The organism is Pseudomonas sp. Tri1 (assembly GCF_017968885.1).
Lineage (GTDB): Bacteria > Pseudomonadota > Gammaproteobacteria > Pseudomonadales > Pseudomonadaceae > Aquipseudomonas.
On the sequence record NZ_CP072913.1, the window covers coordinates 5,113,831 to 5,127,465 of the forward strand.

A 13,635-nucleotide genomic window follows, 5' to 3' on the forward strand; every position below is an offset into this window, starting at 1 on the left:
TGGAATGCGCTTAACCCGGTGTCCGATTGCGTCGGGTCTCGATGATGTTCGGCAACTGGGAAATCCGCCCCAGCAACCGCCCCAGCGCATCCAGCCCCGGAATCTCGATGGTCAGGGACATCAGCGCGGTGTTGTCTTCCTTGTTCGAACGGGTGTTGACCGCCAGCACGTTGATCCGCTCGTTCAGCAACACCTGGGACACGTCGCGCAGCAGGCCGGAGCGGTCGTAGGCACGAATGACGATATCCACCGGGTAGGTGAGCACCGGCACCGGGCCCCAACTGACCTGGATGATCCGCTCCGGTTCGCGACCGGCCAGTTGCAGCACCGAGGCGCAGTCCTGGCGGTGAATGCTCACGCCACGGCCCTGGGTGATGTAGCCGACGATCGCATCCCCTGGCAACGGCTGGCAGCAGCCGGCCATCTGGGTCATCAGGTTGCCTACGCCCTGGATCTGGATGTCTCCACGCTTGCCTGGCTTGTAGCCGGTGGCCTTGCGTGGGATCAGTTCCAGTTGTTCGTTGCCGCGTTCCGGCTCCACCAGTTGCTGGGCCAGGTTGACCAGTTGCGCCAGACGCAGATCACCGGCACCGAGGGCGGCGAACATGTCTTCGGCGGTCTTCATGTTGGCCTTTTCGGCCAGCTTGTCGAAATCCACCTGCGGCAGGCCCAGGCGACTGAGTTCGCGCTCGATCAGGGTCTTGCCGGCGGCGACGTTCTGGTCACGCGCCTGCAACTTGAACCAGTGGACGATCTTCGCCCGCGCCCGGGACGTGGTGATGTAGCCCAGGTTCGGGTTCAGCCAGTCGCGGCTCGGCGTGCCGTGCTTGCTGGTGATGATCTCGACCTGTTCACCGGTCTGCAGGCTGTAGTTGAGCGGCACGATCCGCCCGTTGATCTTGGCGCCTCGGCAGTTGTGACCGATCTCGGTGTGGACCCGATAGGCGAAGTCCAGCGGCGTCGCGCCCTTGGGCAGGTCGATGGCGTGGCCGTCAGGGGTGAAGATGTAGACCCGGTCCGGCTCGATATCGACTCGCAGCTGTTCGGCCAGGCCGCCGATATCGCCCAGTTCTTCGTGCCACTCCAACACCTGGCGCAACCAGGAGATTTTCTCTTCGTAGTGGTTCGAGCCGGACTTGACGTCGGTGCCCTTGTATTTCCAGTGCGCGCAGACACCCAGCTCGGCCTCCTCGTGCATGGCGTGGGTACGGATCTGCACCTCCAGCACCTTGCCCTCGGGGCCGATCACTGCGGTGTGCAGCGAGCGATAGCCGTTTTCCTTGGGGTTGGCGATGTAATCGTCGAACTCCTTGGGAATGTGCCGCCACAAGGTGTGGACGATCCCCAGCGCGGTGTAGCAATCACGCATTTCCGGGACCAGCACGCGAACGGCGCGAACGTCGTAGATCTGGCTGAACTCCAGGCCTTTGCGCTGCATTTTGCGCCAGATCGAGTAGATGTGCTTGGCCCGGCCACTGATGTCGGCTTCCACGCCGGTGGCCTGCAACTCTTCGCGCAACTGGGTCATCACATCGGTGATGAAACGCTCGCGATCCAGGCGCCGCTCATGCAACAGCTTGGCGATCTGTTTGTACTGGTCGGGCTCCAGGTAGCGGAAGGACAGGTCCTCCAGCTCCCACTTGATATGGCCGATACCCAGACGATGGGCCAGGGGCGCGTAGATGTCGAACACCTCGCGGGCGACGCGGTTGCGCTTTTCGTCATCGGCGGCTTTCACCGCACGGATCGCGCAGGTTCGCTCGGCCAACTTGATGAGCGCGACGCGCACGTCGTCGACCATGGCCACCAGCATCTTGCGCAGGTTTTCCACCTGGCCCTGGGTGCCCAGGACCATGGACTGGCGCGGACTGAGGCTGGCACTGATGGCGGCCATGCGCAGCACGCCGTCGATCAGCTTGGCGACCACCGTGCCGAAGCGCTGGCTGACCACCGGAAGCTGGATCTGGCCTTCGCGCACGCCACGGTACAGCACCGCGGCCACCAGCGAATCCTGGTCGAGCTTGAGGTCGGCGAGAATCTCAGCGATCTCCAGGCCCGTCTGGAAACTCGAGGTGCCTTCGGACCACAGGTTCTTCGCCGCGTTGTGTTGCTGCTCGGCCTCACGAGCGAACTCGCAGGCGGCCTTCAAGGCTTCGCGATCCAGTGCCGTGTCGATACTGACCGCATGATCGAGCCAAGCCTCGAGATTGATACTGCCGTCAGTGTTGATCGGCTGGTGTGCTCTCACCTGTACCATCTTTACCTACCTTCCCTACGACGCAGATTCAATGCGTCAACATCGCTGCCCTTCGGTGTTCGTGTTTGCGCCCAGGACTGTGGCGGGTTTGCACGAACGGGTCAGTCGGACAAGCCATCCTGGCTCGCTTCAAATAACGCCATGGCCTCGACATGCGCCGTTTGAGGAAACATATCGAGAATCCCGGCACGTTTTAACCGGTAGCCCTGCTTGATCAATTCGACCGTGTCCCGGGCCAAAGTTGCCGGGTTGCACGATACATACACCAACCGTCTGGCGCCCAGGGACGCCAGCTTGCGCACCACCTCGAAAGCACCGTCACGGGGTGGGTCCAAGAGTACCGCAGAAAAGCCTTCGCCGATCCATTGCGCACCTGCCAGTGGCAGGGATAAATCGGCCTGAAAAAAGGCGGTGTTATTCAAATTGTTGCTGAGGGCATTCGCCGCCGCACGGTCCACCATGGTTTGCACGCCTTCGACGGCCACCACCTGGCGCACGCTCCTGGCCAGCGGCAAGGCAAAGTTGCCCAGGCCACAGAACAGATCCAACACCCGCTCCTCGGCTTGCGGCGCGAGCCATTGCAGCGCCTGGGCAATCATCGCCTCGTTGACCTCGGCGTTCACCTGGATGAAATCCCCGGGCCGATAAGCCAGCTCCAGGCCCCAGGTTTCCAGGCGATAACCCAGGGTTTGCGCTGGATCGACCGGTTGCGGTTCGCCTTCGCCATGCAGCCACAACTGGGCCTCATGAAACGCACAGAAGTCCTTGAGGATCGTCAGGTCGGCCTCCGACAACGGCGCCATATGGCGCAGCAATACTGCGAGGGACGAACCGGCGAACAACTCCACATGTCCCAGCGCCTGGGGTTTGCTCAAGCGCCGGAGCATGTCCGGCAAGCGGCTCATGATCGGCTGCAAGGGCTGTACCAGCACCGGGCAGTCGCCGATGGCGACGATGTCCTGGCTGCCAACGGCACGGAAGCCCACTTCGAGTTTTTTCGCCTTCTGGTCCCAGCGCACCGCCACACGGGCGCGACGCCGGTAACCGAATTCCGCTCCGCTCAATGGCGCGGCCCATTCATCCGGCTCCACCGCGGCCACCCGCGACAATTGCTCGGCGAGCATGCGCTGTTTCAGGGCAAGTTGTTCGTCGTGGGGCAAATGCTGGACGCTGCAACCGCCGCAACGACCGGCATGGACGCAGGGTGCCGCTCGCCGCAGTTCACTGGACAGAAACACCCGCTCGGTGCGGGCCTCGACCACTTTGCCATGGGCGCCCAACACCCGTGCCTCGACCTCCTCACCGGCCAGGGCACCGATGACAAACCAGGTGCGCCCGTCGACAAAGGCAATGCCCCGGCCATCATTGGCCAGGCGCTCGATGGTCAAGCGCTGCTTTTTACCGGTGGGCACTTGCGGGGCCCGGCTTCCGCCGCTGGGCTGGAAGCGCAGGCCTCTCTCTTGCTTGGCCATCAGTTAGGCGCGTCGAAAATGCCGGTCGACAGGTATCGGTCGCCACGGTCGCAGATGATCGCGACGATCACCGCATTCTCAACTTCCCTGGACAGACGCAACATGCCCGCCACGGCACCGCCCGAGGACACGCCACAGAAGATACCTTCTTCGCGCGCCAGGCGACGGGTCACGTCCTCGGCTTCACTCTGGGCCATGTCGATGATGCGGTCCACGCGCTCGGCCTGGTAGATCTTCGGCAGATACTCCTCGGGCCAGCGACGGATGCCGGGGATCGCCGAGCCTTCCATCGGTTGCAGGCCGATGATCTGCACGTTCGGGTTCTGTTCTTTCAGGTAGCGCGAGGTGCCCATGATGGTACCGGTGGTGCCCATCGAGCTGACGAAATGAGTGATCGTGCCGTCGGTCTGGCGCCAGATCTCAGGGCCGGTGGTGGTGTAGTGGGCTTCGGGATTGTCGCCGTTGGCGAACTGATCCAGCACCTTGCCACGGCCTTCGGCCTGCATGCGCTCGGCCAAATCCCGGGCACCTTCCATACCCTCCTCCTGCGTCACCAGGATCAACTCGGCACCATAGGCCGTCATCGCCGCCTTGCGCTCGGCACTGGAGTTGTCGGGCATGATCAGGATCATCTTGTAGCCCTTGATCGCCGCCGCCATGGCCAGGGCTATGCCGGTGTTGCCGGAGGTCGCCTCGATCAGCGTATCGCCGGGCCGGATCTGCCCGCGCAATTCGCCACGGGTGATCATCGACAGCGCCGGCCGGTCCTTGACCGAACCCGCCGGGTTATTCCCTTCGAGCTTGAGCAAAAGCGTGTTGCTGGTCACGCCGGGCAGGCGCTGCAAACGGACCAGCGGGGTGTTGCCGACGCAATCGGCGATGGTTGGGTACTGCAGAGTCATGGCGTATTCGCAATCCGGACTGCGGGGGCGCCTATCATACCGGCAAACCCCGCCAGGCCATATCACGCAAAGTGTGGTGGTTATGGCTTATAGGAATAAGCGAGCCAAGAGCCCACATCTACCCTGCCTGACGCGCCACCGCATTATGGCCGTTCTGGTATCAGGTCACGTCAAAGCCGCTGCTGCCCAGGTGCTCACGCGCATAAGCACCCAGCACGGGATCGTCTCCGGTGGACAGAATGCGCGGGTGGCCGGCGGAAGTGGGATTCATGGGCATCAGCAAAAAACTTTCAGTTGAGCGATTGTTCGAGATCGGCTCCACAGAGGCAACCACCGCGCTTGGTCATGGCAACGACATGGCGACATGAATTTTACGAAGATTGCCCGCCTGCAAATCGCTACACTGCGCAGGTACTGCGTGCCGGATGCTCGCAGAGCTCAATCAGACCGCTGGATGCAGGAGACAAGTGTGCTCAAGAAACTGGGAATCAAAGGCCGCGTGTTGTTGCTGACCCTGTTGCCGACCAGCCTGATGGCGCTGGTGCTGGGCGGCTATTTCACCTGGATGCAGCAAGCGGACCTGCACGCCCAGTTGCTGCAACGCGGCGAGATGATCGCCGAACAACTGGCACCGCTGGTCGCTCCAGCCATGAGCCGCCAGGACACCGATCTACTGGAGCGTATCGCTACCCAGTCCCTCGAACAGGCGGACGTGCGCGCCGTAACCTTCCTCGCCCCCGACCGCACACCGCTGGCCCACGCCGGCCCGACCATGCTCAACCGGGCCCCGGAGGGCAACAGTGCGCAACTGCTGCAACGCACGGGCAACGACGCCACGCGCTACCTGCTGCCGGTATTCGGCAAGCACCGCAACCTGGCCGGCGAACTGATCCCCGAAGAAGCCGATCGCCTGCTGGGCTGGGTCGAGCTGGAGTTGTCCCACAGCGGCATGTTGCTGCGCGGTTACCGCAGCCTGTTCGCCAGCCTGCTGCTGATCGGCGCCGGCCTGTGCCTGACCGCGTTGCTGGCCTTGCGCATGGGCCGCACGATCAACCGCCCGCTGAGCCAGATCAAGCAGGCCGTGGCGCAACTCAAGGACGGCCACCTGGAAACCCGCCTGCCGCCACTGGGCAGCCAGGAACTGGATGAACTGGCCTCGGGCATCAATCGCATGGCCGGCACCTTGCAGAACGCCCAGGAAGAATTGCAGCACAGCATCGACCAGGCCACCGAAGACGTGCGCCAGAACCTGGAGACCATCGAGATCCAGAACATCGAACTGGACCTGGCCCGCAAGGAGGCCCTGGAAGCGAGCCGGATCAAATCCGAGTTCCTGGCGAACATGAGCCATGAAATCCGCACGCCGCTCAATGGCATCCTCGGTTTCACCCATCTGTTGCAGAAAAGCGAACTGACCCCGCGCCAACTCGACTACCTGGGCACCATTGAAAAATCCGCCGACAGCCTGCTGGGCATCATCAACGAGATCCTCGACTTTTCGAAGATCGAGGCCGGCAAGCTGGTGCTCGACAACATCCCGTTCAACCTGCGGGACCTGTTGCAGGACACCCTGACCATCCTCGCCCCTGCCGCCCACGCCAAGCAACTGGAGCTGGTGAGCCTGGTGTACCGGGACACGCCGCTGTCGTTGGTGGGCGATCCGCTACGCCTCAAGCAAATCCTCACCAACCTGGTGAGCAACGCCATCAAGTTCACCCGCGAGGGCACCATCGTCGCCCGGGCCATGCTCGAGGACGAACACGAAGACAGCGTGCAGTTGCGCATCAGCATCCAGGACACCGGCATCGGCCTGTCCAACCAGGACGTGCGGGCGCTGTTCCAGGCGTTCAGCCAGGCCGACAACTCGCTGTCCCGGCAACCGGGTGGCACCGGGCTGGGCCTGGTGATCTCCAAGCGCCTGGTGGAGCAGATGGGCGGTGAGATTGGCGTCGACAGCACACCGGGCGAAGGCTCGGAGTTCTGGATCAGCCTGCGCCTGCCCAAGACCCGCGACGATGCCGAGGACCTGCCCGGCCCGCCGTTGCTAGGCCGACGCGTGGCGGTGCTGGAGAACCATGAACTGGCCCGCCAGGCCTTGCAGCACCAGCTTGAAGACTGCGGCCTGCAAGTGACGCCGTTCAATACCTTGGAAAACCTGACCAATGGCGTGACCGTCGCCCACCAGACCGAGCAGGCAATCGATCTGGCCGTGCTGGGCATCACCAGTAACGACATGCCGCCGGAACGCCTCAACCAGCATATTTGGGACCTTGAGCACCTGGGCTGCAAAGTGCTAGTGCTATGCCCCACCACCGAACAGACGCTGTACCACCTCTCGGTGCCCAACCCTCACAGCCAGTTGCAGGCCAAGCCGGCTTGTACCCGCAAGTTGCGCCGCTCGCTCTCCGACCTGGTCAACCCGCGACCAACCCGCAGCGAACCCCACGAACCGGTGGCCAGCCGCGCGCCGAAAGTGCTGTGCGTGGACGACAACCCGGCCAACCTGCTGCTGGTGCAAACCCTGCTCGAAGACATGGGCGCCAAGGTGCTGGCCGTGGAGAGCGGCTATGCGGCGGTCAAGGCCGTGCAGAAGGAAACCTTCGACCTGGTCTTGATGGACGTGCAGATGCCCGGCATGGACGGTCGCCAGAGCACTGAGGCAATCCGCCAGTGGGAAAGCGAGCGGCACTGCACGCCACTGCCGATCGTCGCCCTCACCGCCCATGCCATGGCCAACGAAAAGCGCGCCTTGCTGCAAAGTGGCATGGATGACTACCTGACCAAACCCATCAGCGAACGGCAACTGGCCCAGGTGGTGCTCAAGTGGACTGGCCTGGCCCTGCGCAATCAGTCGCCGGAACGCAACGGCGACGCCCACGGCGGCAGTGAACTGCTGGTACTCGATCACGAAGAAGGCCTGCGCCTGGCCGCCGGCAAGGCCGACCTGGCAGCGGATATGCTGGCGATGCTGCTGGCGTCCCTGGAAGCCGACCGCGAAGCGATCCGCCAGGCCAGCGAAGCCAACGATCACAACGCCCTGATCGAGCGGGTCCACCGCCTGCACGGCGCGACACGCTACTGCGGCGTACCGCAATTGCGCGCCGCCTGCCAGCGCAGCGAAACGCTGCTCAAGCAACAGGACCCCAAGGCCACCGCCGCCCTGGAAGAACTGGAGCGAGCCATCAATCGGCTGGCCAGCGAGGCGCGTATCAGCGTCTGATCCAGGGCAATGGCAGCTGGGGCAATGGCGGTTATGCTGGGTCCATTCCAATGCCAGGAGGCCGCCATGCGCGTGATTCTTTTCAGCAGCCAGACCTACGACCGCGACAGTTTCAGCCATACCCCGGCGCCCGCCGGCCTTCAACTGCAATTCCAACAGGCACGCCTGAGCCTGGACACCGTGGCCCTGGCCGAACGCCATGAAGTGGTGTGTGCCTTTATCAACGATGACCTCAGCGCCCCGGTGCTGGAACGGCTGGCGAACGGCGGCACCCGGCTGATCGCCCTGCGGTCGGCCGGTTACAACCATGTCGATCTGCTCGCCGCCAAACGCCTGGGGTTGGACATTGTCCGGGTGCCGGCCTACTCGCCCCACGCCGTGGCCGAACACGCCGTAGCGTTGATCATGGCCCTCAATCGCTGCCTGCATCGCGCCTACAACCGCACTCGGGATGGCAACTTCAGTCTCCATGGGCTGACCGGTTTCGATCTGGTGGGCAAGACCGTCGGTGTGATCGGCACCGGGCAGATCGGCGCGACATTCGCACGGATCATGGCCGGCTTCGGCTGCCAGTTGCTGGCCTATGACCCGTACCCCAACCCGCAGGTCGAAGCCTTGGGGGCGCGCTACTTGCCCCTGCCCGATCTGCTGGCGCAAGCGCAGATCATCAGCCTGCACTGCCCGCTCAATGAACAAAGCCGGCACCTGATCAACGCCGACTCGCTGGCGACCATGCAGCGCGGCGCGATGTTGATCAACACCGGGCGTGGTGGCCTGGTGGACACGCCGGCCCTGATCGAAGCCTTGAAAAGCGGCCAGCTCGGCTATTTAGGGTTGGATGTCTATGAAGAAGAGGCCCAGTTGTTCTTCAAGGACCGTTCCGACCTGCCCCTGCAGGATGACGTGCTGGCACGGCTGCTGACCTTCCCCAACGTGATCGTCACTGCCCACCAGGCGTTCCTGACCCATGAAGCATTGGCGGCGATTGCCATGACCACCCTGGACAACATCGCTGCCTGGGCGAAAGGCACGCCACAAAACCTGGTAGATAGCTAAACCTTGAGCCAGCACAAACCCTGTGGGAGCGAGCTTGCTCGCGATAGCGGTGCATCAGCCAGCCTCGGTGTTGACTGACACACTGCCATCGCGAGCAAGCTCGCTCCCACAGGGGATGGAGTTTCGTCGGCCTGATCTCCAGATGCCCGCCATCGAGACCATCCCAAGCCATGCCCCGTGCTAGCATATCGCGCCTATTTGGAGGACCCATGGCCGAACACGATTTCCGCTACACCCTGATGAACCCACAGCACACCTTGACCGAGGTCCGCGCCCTGGCGCCAGGCCGTTACCAGGTCACCGGCAACGGCGGTTCGATCCAGGCCAACGATGTACTGCTCGTCACCCTCAAGGGCAGCAAGGACTTGTCCATGCGCCTGACCGTGGACACCGTTCGCCATCTGCTCAAGCCCATGGGTCAATGGACCGCGATGACCACCGGTCCGGTGTTCGGCGAGCTGGCGATCCACACCTGGCAGGTCAATTGCGACAGTTGCGCCAAGGAACTGAGCTTCGAATTTGCCGTCGATGCCAAGCTCGGCGTCAAGGCCCAGAAACCGGCCGCCACCGCGCGGATCGCCGAGCTGGGCTGGACCACCGTCGGTGAAAAGCACCTGTGTCCGAAATGCCAGGAAGCCGCTTGATGAAACGCCTTGCCCTGGCCGCGCTGATAAGCGCCGGCCTGATGGGTTGTGCCGCCGAGCCGGTGCAACTGCAACACAACCGCAGCTACATCCTGGAATGGATCGGCGAACGGCCATTGATGGACTACAGCCACCTGACCATCACCCTCGGGGATGACGGCCGGGCTTATGGCAACGGTGGCTGCAACCACTGGTTCGCGCCCTACACCCAGCAAGGCCACCGTTTGAGCTTCGGCAAGATCGGCAGCACGCGCAAACTCTGCGCCCCAGCCCTGATGGAGCAAGAAACGCGCTTTTTGCAGGCGCTGGAAAAGGTCGAGCGCTGGGACATCTCGCCCATCGAGCAAATGCGCTTCTGGCCAGCCCAGGGCAAGCCGTTGCGGTGGTGGCCGGAAGAAGGCTGAACACTGGCCCCACTTGATCGTTCCCCTGCTCTGCGTGGGAACGATCACCGGCACGGGGCTATTTAAGCGCCTGCAACGCCTCAAGCTTGGCCATCACCCCCGCCGCCGTCTGCTCCCCCAGCAATTGCTCACGCACCTTGCCCTGGTTGTCGATGATGTAGGTCACCGGCAGTCCTTCGCTGCGCGGAAGGTCGAAGATTTCGGCCGGATCCCGGGCCAGCACGGTGAAACGAATACCCATCTTGTCGCTGGCGCTCTTGAGCTCCTCGCCCTGCACCTGGTCGAAGTTGACTCCGAACACGCCAACATTGCGGCCCTTGAGCTGTTCGGCCAAGGCATTGAATTCCGGGATTTCGGTACGACACGGCGCGCACCACTCGGCCCAGTAGTTGAGCACCACCCACTGTTTGTCCAGCCGCTGCGAGGCAATGGCCTGGCCGTTCTGGTCCACCCCGTAGTCGTTCCCGCAGCCGGCGAGCAACAAGATGCCGATGAATGTCAGTGCCGCCGTCAATCGCCTTGCCATGTGCCAATCCTTGTCTGAATGTGAACGCTGCCGCGCCCCCTCGCCTCTCTAACGTGCTAGGGGCCTCGCGGCACAGTAGAATAGCCGCCACCTTACGCAAGATGCGACCCGCTCATGACCGATCTGACGCTTTATCACAACCCGCGCTGCTCGAAATCCCGCGGTGCGCTGGAACTGCTGGAGGCCCGTGGCCTGACGCCTACCGTGGTCCGCTACCTGGAAACCCCGCTCGACGCCACTCAACTCGAGCGGCTGCTGGACAAGCTCGGCATCACCGCCCGGCAGCTGCTACGCGCCGGCGAAGACGAATACAAAGACCTGAACCTGGCCGATGACAGCCTGAGCCAGGCCCAGTTGATCGCTGCCATCGCTGCCCACCCGAAACTCATGGAGCGGCCGATTCTTGAAACCGCAGACAAAGCCGTGATCGGTCGTCCGCCGGAGAAGATCCTGGAGATCCTGCCGTGAGCACACCGTACATCCTGGTGTTGTATTACAGCCGCAGTGGCTCCACCAACGAAATGGCCCGGCAGATCGCACGGGGTGTCGAGCAGGCCGGGATGGAAGCCAGGCTGCGTACGGTGCCGGCCATCTCCACCGAGTGCGAAGCGGTGGCACCGGACATCCCCGAGCAAGGCCCGCTGTACGCCAGCCTCGACGACCTGAAGAACTGCGCCGGCCTGGCCCTGGGCAGCCCGACCCGCTTCGGCAACATGGCCGCGCCGCTCAAGTACTTTCTCGACGGCACCAGCAACCTGTGGCTGACCGGCGCCCTGGTAGGCAAACCGGCCGGGGTGTTCACCTCAACGGCCAGTCTGCACGGCGGCCAGGAAACCACGTTACTGTCGATGATGCTGCCCCTGCTGCACCACGGCATGCTGATCACCGGCCTGCCCTACAGCGAATCGGCCTTGATCGACACCCTGGGTGGCGGCACACCTTACGGCCCGAGCCATCACGCCGGGGCCGACGGTAAAAGTGGCTTGAACGAACATGAAATCGCGCTGTGCCGGGCCCTGGGCTCGCGCCTGGCGAAAACCGCACAACTGCTGGAGAACGGCCGTGGCTAAGAAGCCGAAGATCCTGCCTCCCATCCAGTGGCTGGAACCGCGCGTGCGCATCGCCCGGACCCTCAGCCTACTGTGCTTTTTCGGCCTGGTGGGGTTGCTCAGCGGGTATTACCTGCTGGTTGCCGACCTGCATGGCGCGCGCCCCTGGGTGATCTTGCTGATCGAATTGGTGCCGCTGTTGATCCTGGCGCCAGGCATGCTCACCGGCAGCGCCCGCGGGCATTCGTGGATGTGTTTCGTGGTGAACCTGTATTTCATCAAGGGCGCGTTGGCGGTCTATGACCCCAACCGGCAGCTGTTCGGCGCGCTGGAGATGGCGGCGAGCGTGGCGGTGTTCTGCTCGGCCCTGCTGTATGTGCGTTGGCGGTTTCAGTTGAACCGGCGGTTGGCTGGCGAAGGCGAATCTTCCGTCGTCTGATACACCGCTATCGCGAGCAAGCTCGCTCCCACATTTGAAATGCATTCCCCTGTGGGAGCGAGCTTGCTCGCGATGGCCGCGACGCGGTCTCAATGATTCACGGTATAAGCCAGCATCATCGAAATCTGACTCATTGGCCGTCCCCCACTCTCTTCATGCCACTGGTTGAAGGCATTCTGCACCGTCGCCAGGTCCCGCTGGCTGGTGGGGACTTTGTCGATGATGTCCTGGGCATTGAGCGCCGCCACGACGTCATAACTGGGCGTGAAGGTGTCCTTGCCCATCATTCGCAGGAAGCGCGGTGCCGACAGGCCGCCCAACTGATGACCGTGTTTTTTCAGGTAGGTCCACAGGCCGACGATGTCGGTCACCGGCCAGTCGGCGATCAGCGCGCCAAAGCTGCCCTTTTCATGGGCCACATCCAATATCAGTTGCGCGTTGCGCGGCACGCTCTTGAGCTTGCCCAAGTGGCGGATGATCCGCGTATCCTGCATCAATCGCTCCAGATGCTCAGCGCCCATCAGCACGACTTTTTCCGGGTCGAACTTGAAGAACACTTCCTCGAACGCCGGCCACTTGGCGTCCACCAGGCTGTGCTTGAGCCCGGCGCGGAAGACTCGCAGCGCCATGGTCGAGAGGTAGCGGTCGTCGCTGATCTTGCGCAGTTGCGCCGGGGTCTTGGGAACCGGCAGACGGGCTTCCAGTTCAGCCGCCGAACCGAAGCGGTTCAGACAATACTCGTGCAGCCACTTGTAATCGCGCATGCCCCCTCCTGGGGTCGGAACTGAAAACGGCGCTCGCGAGCGCCGTGAATAGGAGCCCTTGCCCTCGTCAGAGGTTCACCACATTGACGAACCGCGGCGTGGCGTTTTCGTCGATGCGCAGGCTGGTGAAGTCGAACAGGTTACGGTCGGCCAGTTGCGATGGGACGACATTCTGCAAGCCGCGGAAGATGCTCTCGGTACGACCCGGGGTCTTGCGTTCCCATTCCTGGAGCATCTCCTTGACCACCTGGCGTTGCAGGTTTTCCTGGGAGCCGCAGAGGTTGCAGGGGATGATCGGGAATTGCTTGAAATCCGAATAGGCCTGGATGTCTTTTTCGCTGCAATAGGCCAGCGGGCGGATCACCACGTTGCGCCCGTCATCGGCGCGCAGCTTGGGCGGCATGGCCTTGAGCGAACCGTTGTAGAACATGTTCAAAAAGAACGTCTCGACGATGTCGTCGCGGTGGTGCCCCAGGGCCATCTTGGTCGCACCGATCTCATCGGCGAAGGTGTAGAGCGTGCCGCGCCGCAGGCGTGAGCACAGCGAACAGGTGGTCTTGCCTTCGGGAATCAGTTCCTTGACCACCGAATAGGTGTCTTTCTCGACGATGTGGTATTCCACACCCAGCGACTCAAGGTAGGCCGGCAGCACATGCTCGGGGAACCCGGGCTGCTTCTGGTCCATGTTCACCGCGACGATGTCGAACTTGATCGGTGCAACCTTCTGCAAATGCATCAGCACATCGAGCAGGGTGTAGCTGTCCTTGCCGCCGGACAGGCAGACCATGACCTTGTCGCCGTCCTCGATCATGTTGAAATCGGCGACCGCCTCACCGGCCTGGCGGCGCAGGCGCTTTTGCAGTTTGTTCTGGTTGACCGTAAGAGTGCCCATGACGCGAAAT

At 62.9% G+C, this 13,635-nt stretch carries 13 protein-coding genes and 1 pseudogene; 7 read left to right on the forward strand and 7 right to left on the reverse strand.

Annotated elements, in window-relative coordinates:
- Positions 1-10: 10 nt before the first annotated feature.
- From relA to J9870_RS22105, 4 genes and pseudogenes are all read right to left on the reverse strand, one after another.
- Positions 11-2,257 (reverse strand): GTP diphosphokinase, encoded by a 2,247-nt coding sequence (gene relA, locus J9870_RS22090; protein ID WP_135846755.1) that lies wholly within the window; start codon positions 2,255-2,257, stop codon positions 11-13.
- A 101-nt stretch (positions 2,258-2,358) separates the two neighbouring features.
- Positions 2,359-3,729: a 23S rRNA (uracil(1939)-C(5))-methyltransferase RlmD gene (gene rlmD / locus J9870_RS22095; RefSeq protein ID WP_210640098.1), complete on the reverse strand. Its 1,371-nt coding sequence runs from the start codon at positions 3,727-3,729 to the stop codon at positions 2,359-2,361.
- Positions 3,729-4,631 (reverse strand): cysteine synthase CysM, encoded by a 903-nt coding sequence (cysM, locus tag J9870_RS22100; RefSeq protein ID WP_210640100.1) that lies wholly within the window; start codon positions 4,629-4,631, stop codon positions 3,729-3,731. The genes rlmD and cysM overlap by 1 nt, the downstream gene beginning before the upstream one ends.
- 163 nt (positions 4,632-4,794) lie before the next feature.
- A pseudogene (locus tag J9870_RS22105) lies at positions 4,795-4,902 on the reverse strand (DNA-binding response regulator); the annotation flags it as partial.
- 198 nt (positions 4,903-5,100) lie between these two features.
- Between J9870_RS22105 and J9870_RS22110 the strand changes: the two are divergent.
- The 4 genes from J9870_RS22110 (at position 5,101) to J9870_RS22125 (ending at position 9,955) form a co-directional block, all read left to right on the forward strand.
- The gene (locus J9870_RS22110; RefSeq protein WP_210640102.1) at positions 5,101-7,851 is read left to right on the forward strand and encodes a response regulator; all 2,751 of its coding nucleotides are present in this window, start codon (positions 5,101-5,103) and stop codon (positions 7,849-7,851) included.
- Positions 7,852-7,917: 66 nt separating this feature from the next.
- The gene (locus J9870_RS22115) at positions 7,918-8,907 is read left to right on the forward strand and encodes a 2-hydroxyacid dehydrogenase (protein ID WP_210640104.1); all 990 of its coding nucleotides are present in this window, start codon (positions 7,918-7,920) and stop codon (positions 8,905-8,907) included.
- Positions 8,908-9,116: 209 nt separating this feature from the next.
- On the forward strand, positions 9,117-9,551 hold the full coding sequence (locus tag J9870_RS22120; protein ID WP_024619740.1) for a hypothetical protein: 435 nt from the start codon (positions 9,117-9,119) through the stop codon (positions 9,549-9,551).
- Positions 9,551-9,955, forward strand: coding sequence for an META domain-containing protein (locus J9870_RS22125; protein WP_210640106.1), 405 nt, complete (start codon positions 9,551-9,553; stop codon positions 9,953-9,955). Before J9870_RS22120 ends, J9870_RS22125 begins: the two co-directional genes overlap by 1 nt.
- A gap of 58 nt (positions 9,956-10,013) precedes the next feature.
- Here J9870_RS22125 and J9870_RS22130 read toward each other — a convergent pair whose 3' ends face one another.
- Positions 10,014-10,481: a TlpA disulfide reductase family protein gene (locus tag J9870_RS22130; protein ID WP_210640107.1), complete on the reverse strand. Its 468-nt coding sequence runs from the start codon at positions 10,479-10,481 to the stop codon at positions 10,014-10,016.
- A 114-nt stretch (positions 10,482-10,595) separates the two neighbouring features.
- Here J9870_RS22130 and arsC point away from each other — a divergent pair, with 114 nt between their 5' ends.
- From arsC to J9870_RS22145, 3 genes are read left to right on the forward strand one after another with little or no spacing between them, the layout of a single operon-like run.
- A complete protein-coding gene (arsC, locus tag J9870_RS22135) occupies positions 10,596-10,949 on the forward strand; it encodes an arsenate reductase (glutaredoxin) (RefSeq protein ID WP_210640109.1) in 354 nt (117 codons plus the stop codon).
- Positions 10,946-11,551, forward strand: coding sequence for an NAD(P)H:quinone oxidoreductase (gene wrbA, locus J9870_RS22140; protein ID WP_210640111.1), 606 nt, complete (start codon positions 10,946-10,948; stop codon positions 11,549-11,551). The genes arsC and wrbA overlap by 4 nt, the downstream gene beginning before the upstream one ends.
- On the forward strand, positions 11,544-11,969 hold the full coding sequence (locus J9870_RS22145) for a DUF2069 domain-containing protein (protein ID WP_210640113.1): 426 nt from the start codon (positions 11,544-11,546) through the stop codon (positions 11,967-11,969). Before wrbA ends, J9870_RS22145 begins: the two co-directional genes overlap by 8 nt.
- A gap of 89 nt (positions 11,970-12,058) precedes the next feature.
- Here J9870_RS22145 and J9870_RS22150 read toward each other — a convergent pair whose 3' ends face one another.
- Both J9870_RS22150 and ttcA read right to left on the reverse strand, forming a co-directional pair.
- A complete protein-coding gene (locus J9870_RS22150) occupies positions 12,059-12,733 on the reverse strand; it encodes a DNA-3-methyladenine glycosylase I (protein ID WP_210640114.1) in 675 nt (224 codons plus the stop codon).
- Between the two features lie 67 nt (positions 12,734-12,800).
- Complete coding sequence (ttcA, locus tag J9870_RS22155) at positions 12,801-13,625, reverse strand: tRNA 2-thiocytidine(32) synthetase TtcA (protein WP_058542563.1); 825 nt, start codon at positions 13,623-13,625, stop codon at positions 12,801-12,803.
- Positions 13,626-13,635: the final 10 nt, after the last annotated feature.

Coding starts and splice junctions, on each gene's coding strand:
- relA (WP_135846755.1), bottom strand. CDS start 2,257: ATGGTACAGGTGAGAGCACACCAGCCGATCAACACTGACGGCAGTATC.
- rlmD (WP_210640098.1), bottom strand. CDS start 3,729: ATGGCCAAGCAAGAGAGAGGCCTGCGCTTCCAGCCCAGCGGCGGAAGC.
- cysM (WP_210640100.1), bottom strand. CDS start 4,631: ATGACTCTGCAGTACCCAACCATCGCCGATTGCGTCGGCAACACCCCG.
- J9870_RS22115 (WP_210640104.1), top strand. CDS start 7,918: ATGCGCGTGATTCTTTTCAGCAGCCAGACCTACGACCGCGACAGTTTC.
- J9870_RS22120 (WP_024619740.1), top strand. CDS start 9,117: ATGGCCGAACACGATTTCCGCTACACCCTGATGAACCCACAGCACACC.
- J9870_RS22125 (WP_210640106.1), top strand. CDS start 9,551: ATGAAACGCCTTGCCCTGGCCGCGCTGATAAGCGCCGGCCTGATGGGT.
- J9870_RS22130 (WP_210640107.1), bottom strand. CDS start 10,481: ATGGCAAGGCGATTGACGGCGGCACTGACATTCATCGGCATCTTGTTG.
- arsC (WP_210640109.1), top strand. CDS start 10,596: ATGACCGATCTGACGCTTTATCACAACCCGCGCTGCTCGAAATCCCGC.
- J9870_RS22150 (WP_210640114.1), bottom strand. CDS start 12,733: ATGCGCGATTACAAGTGGCTGCACGAGTATTGTCTGAACCGCTTCGGT.
- ttcA (WP_058542563.1), bottom strand. CDS start 13,625: ATGGGCACTCTTACGGTCAACCAGAACAAACTGCAAAAGCGCCTGCGC.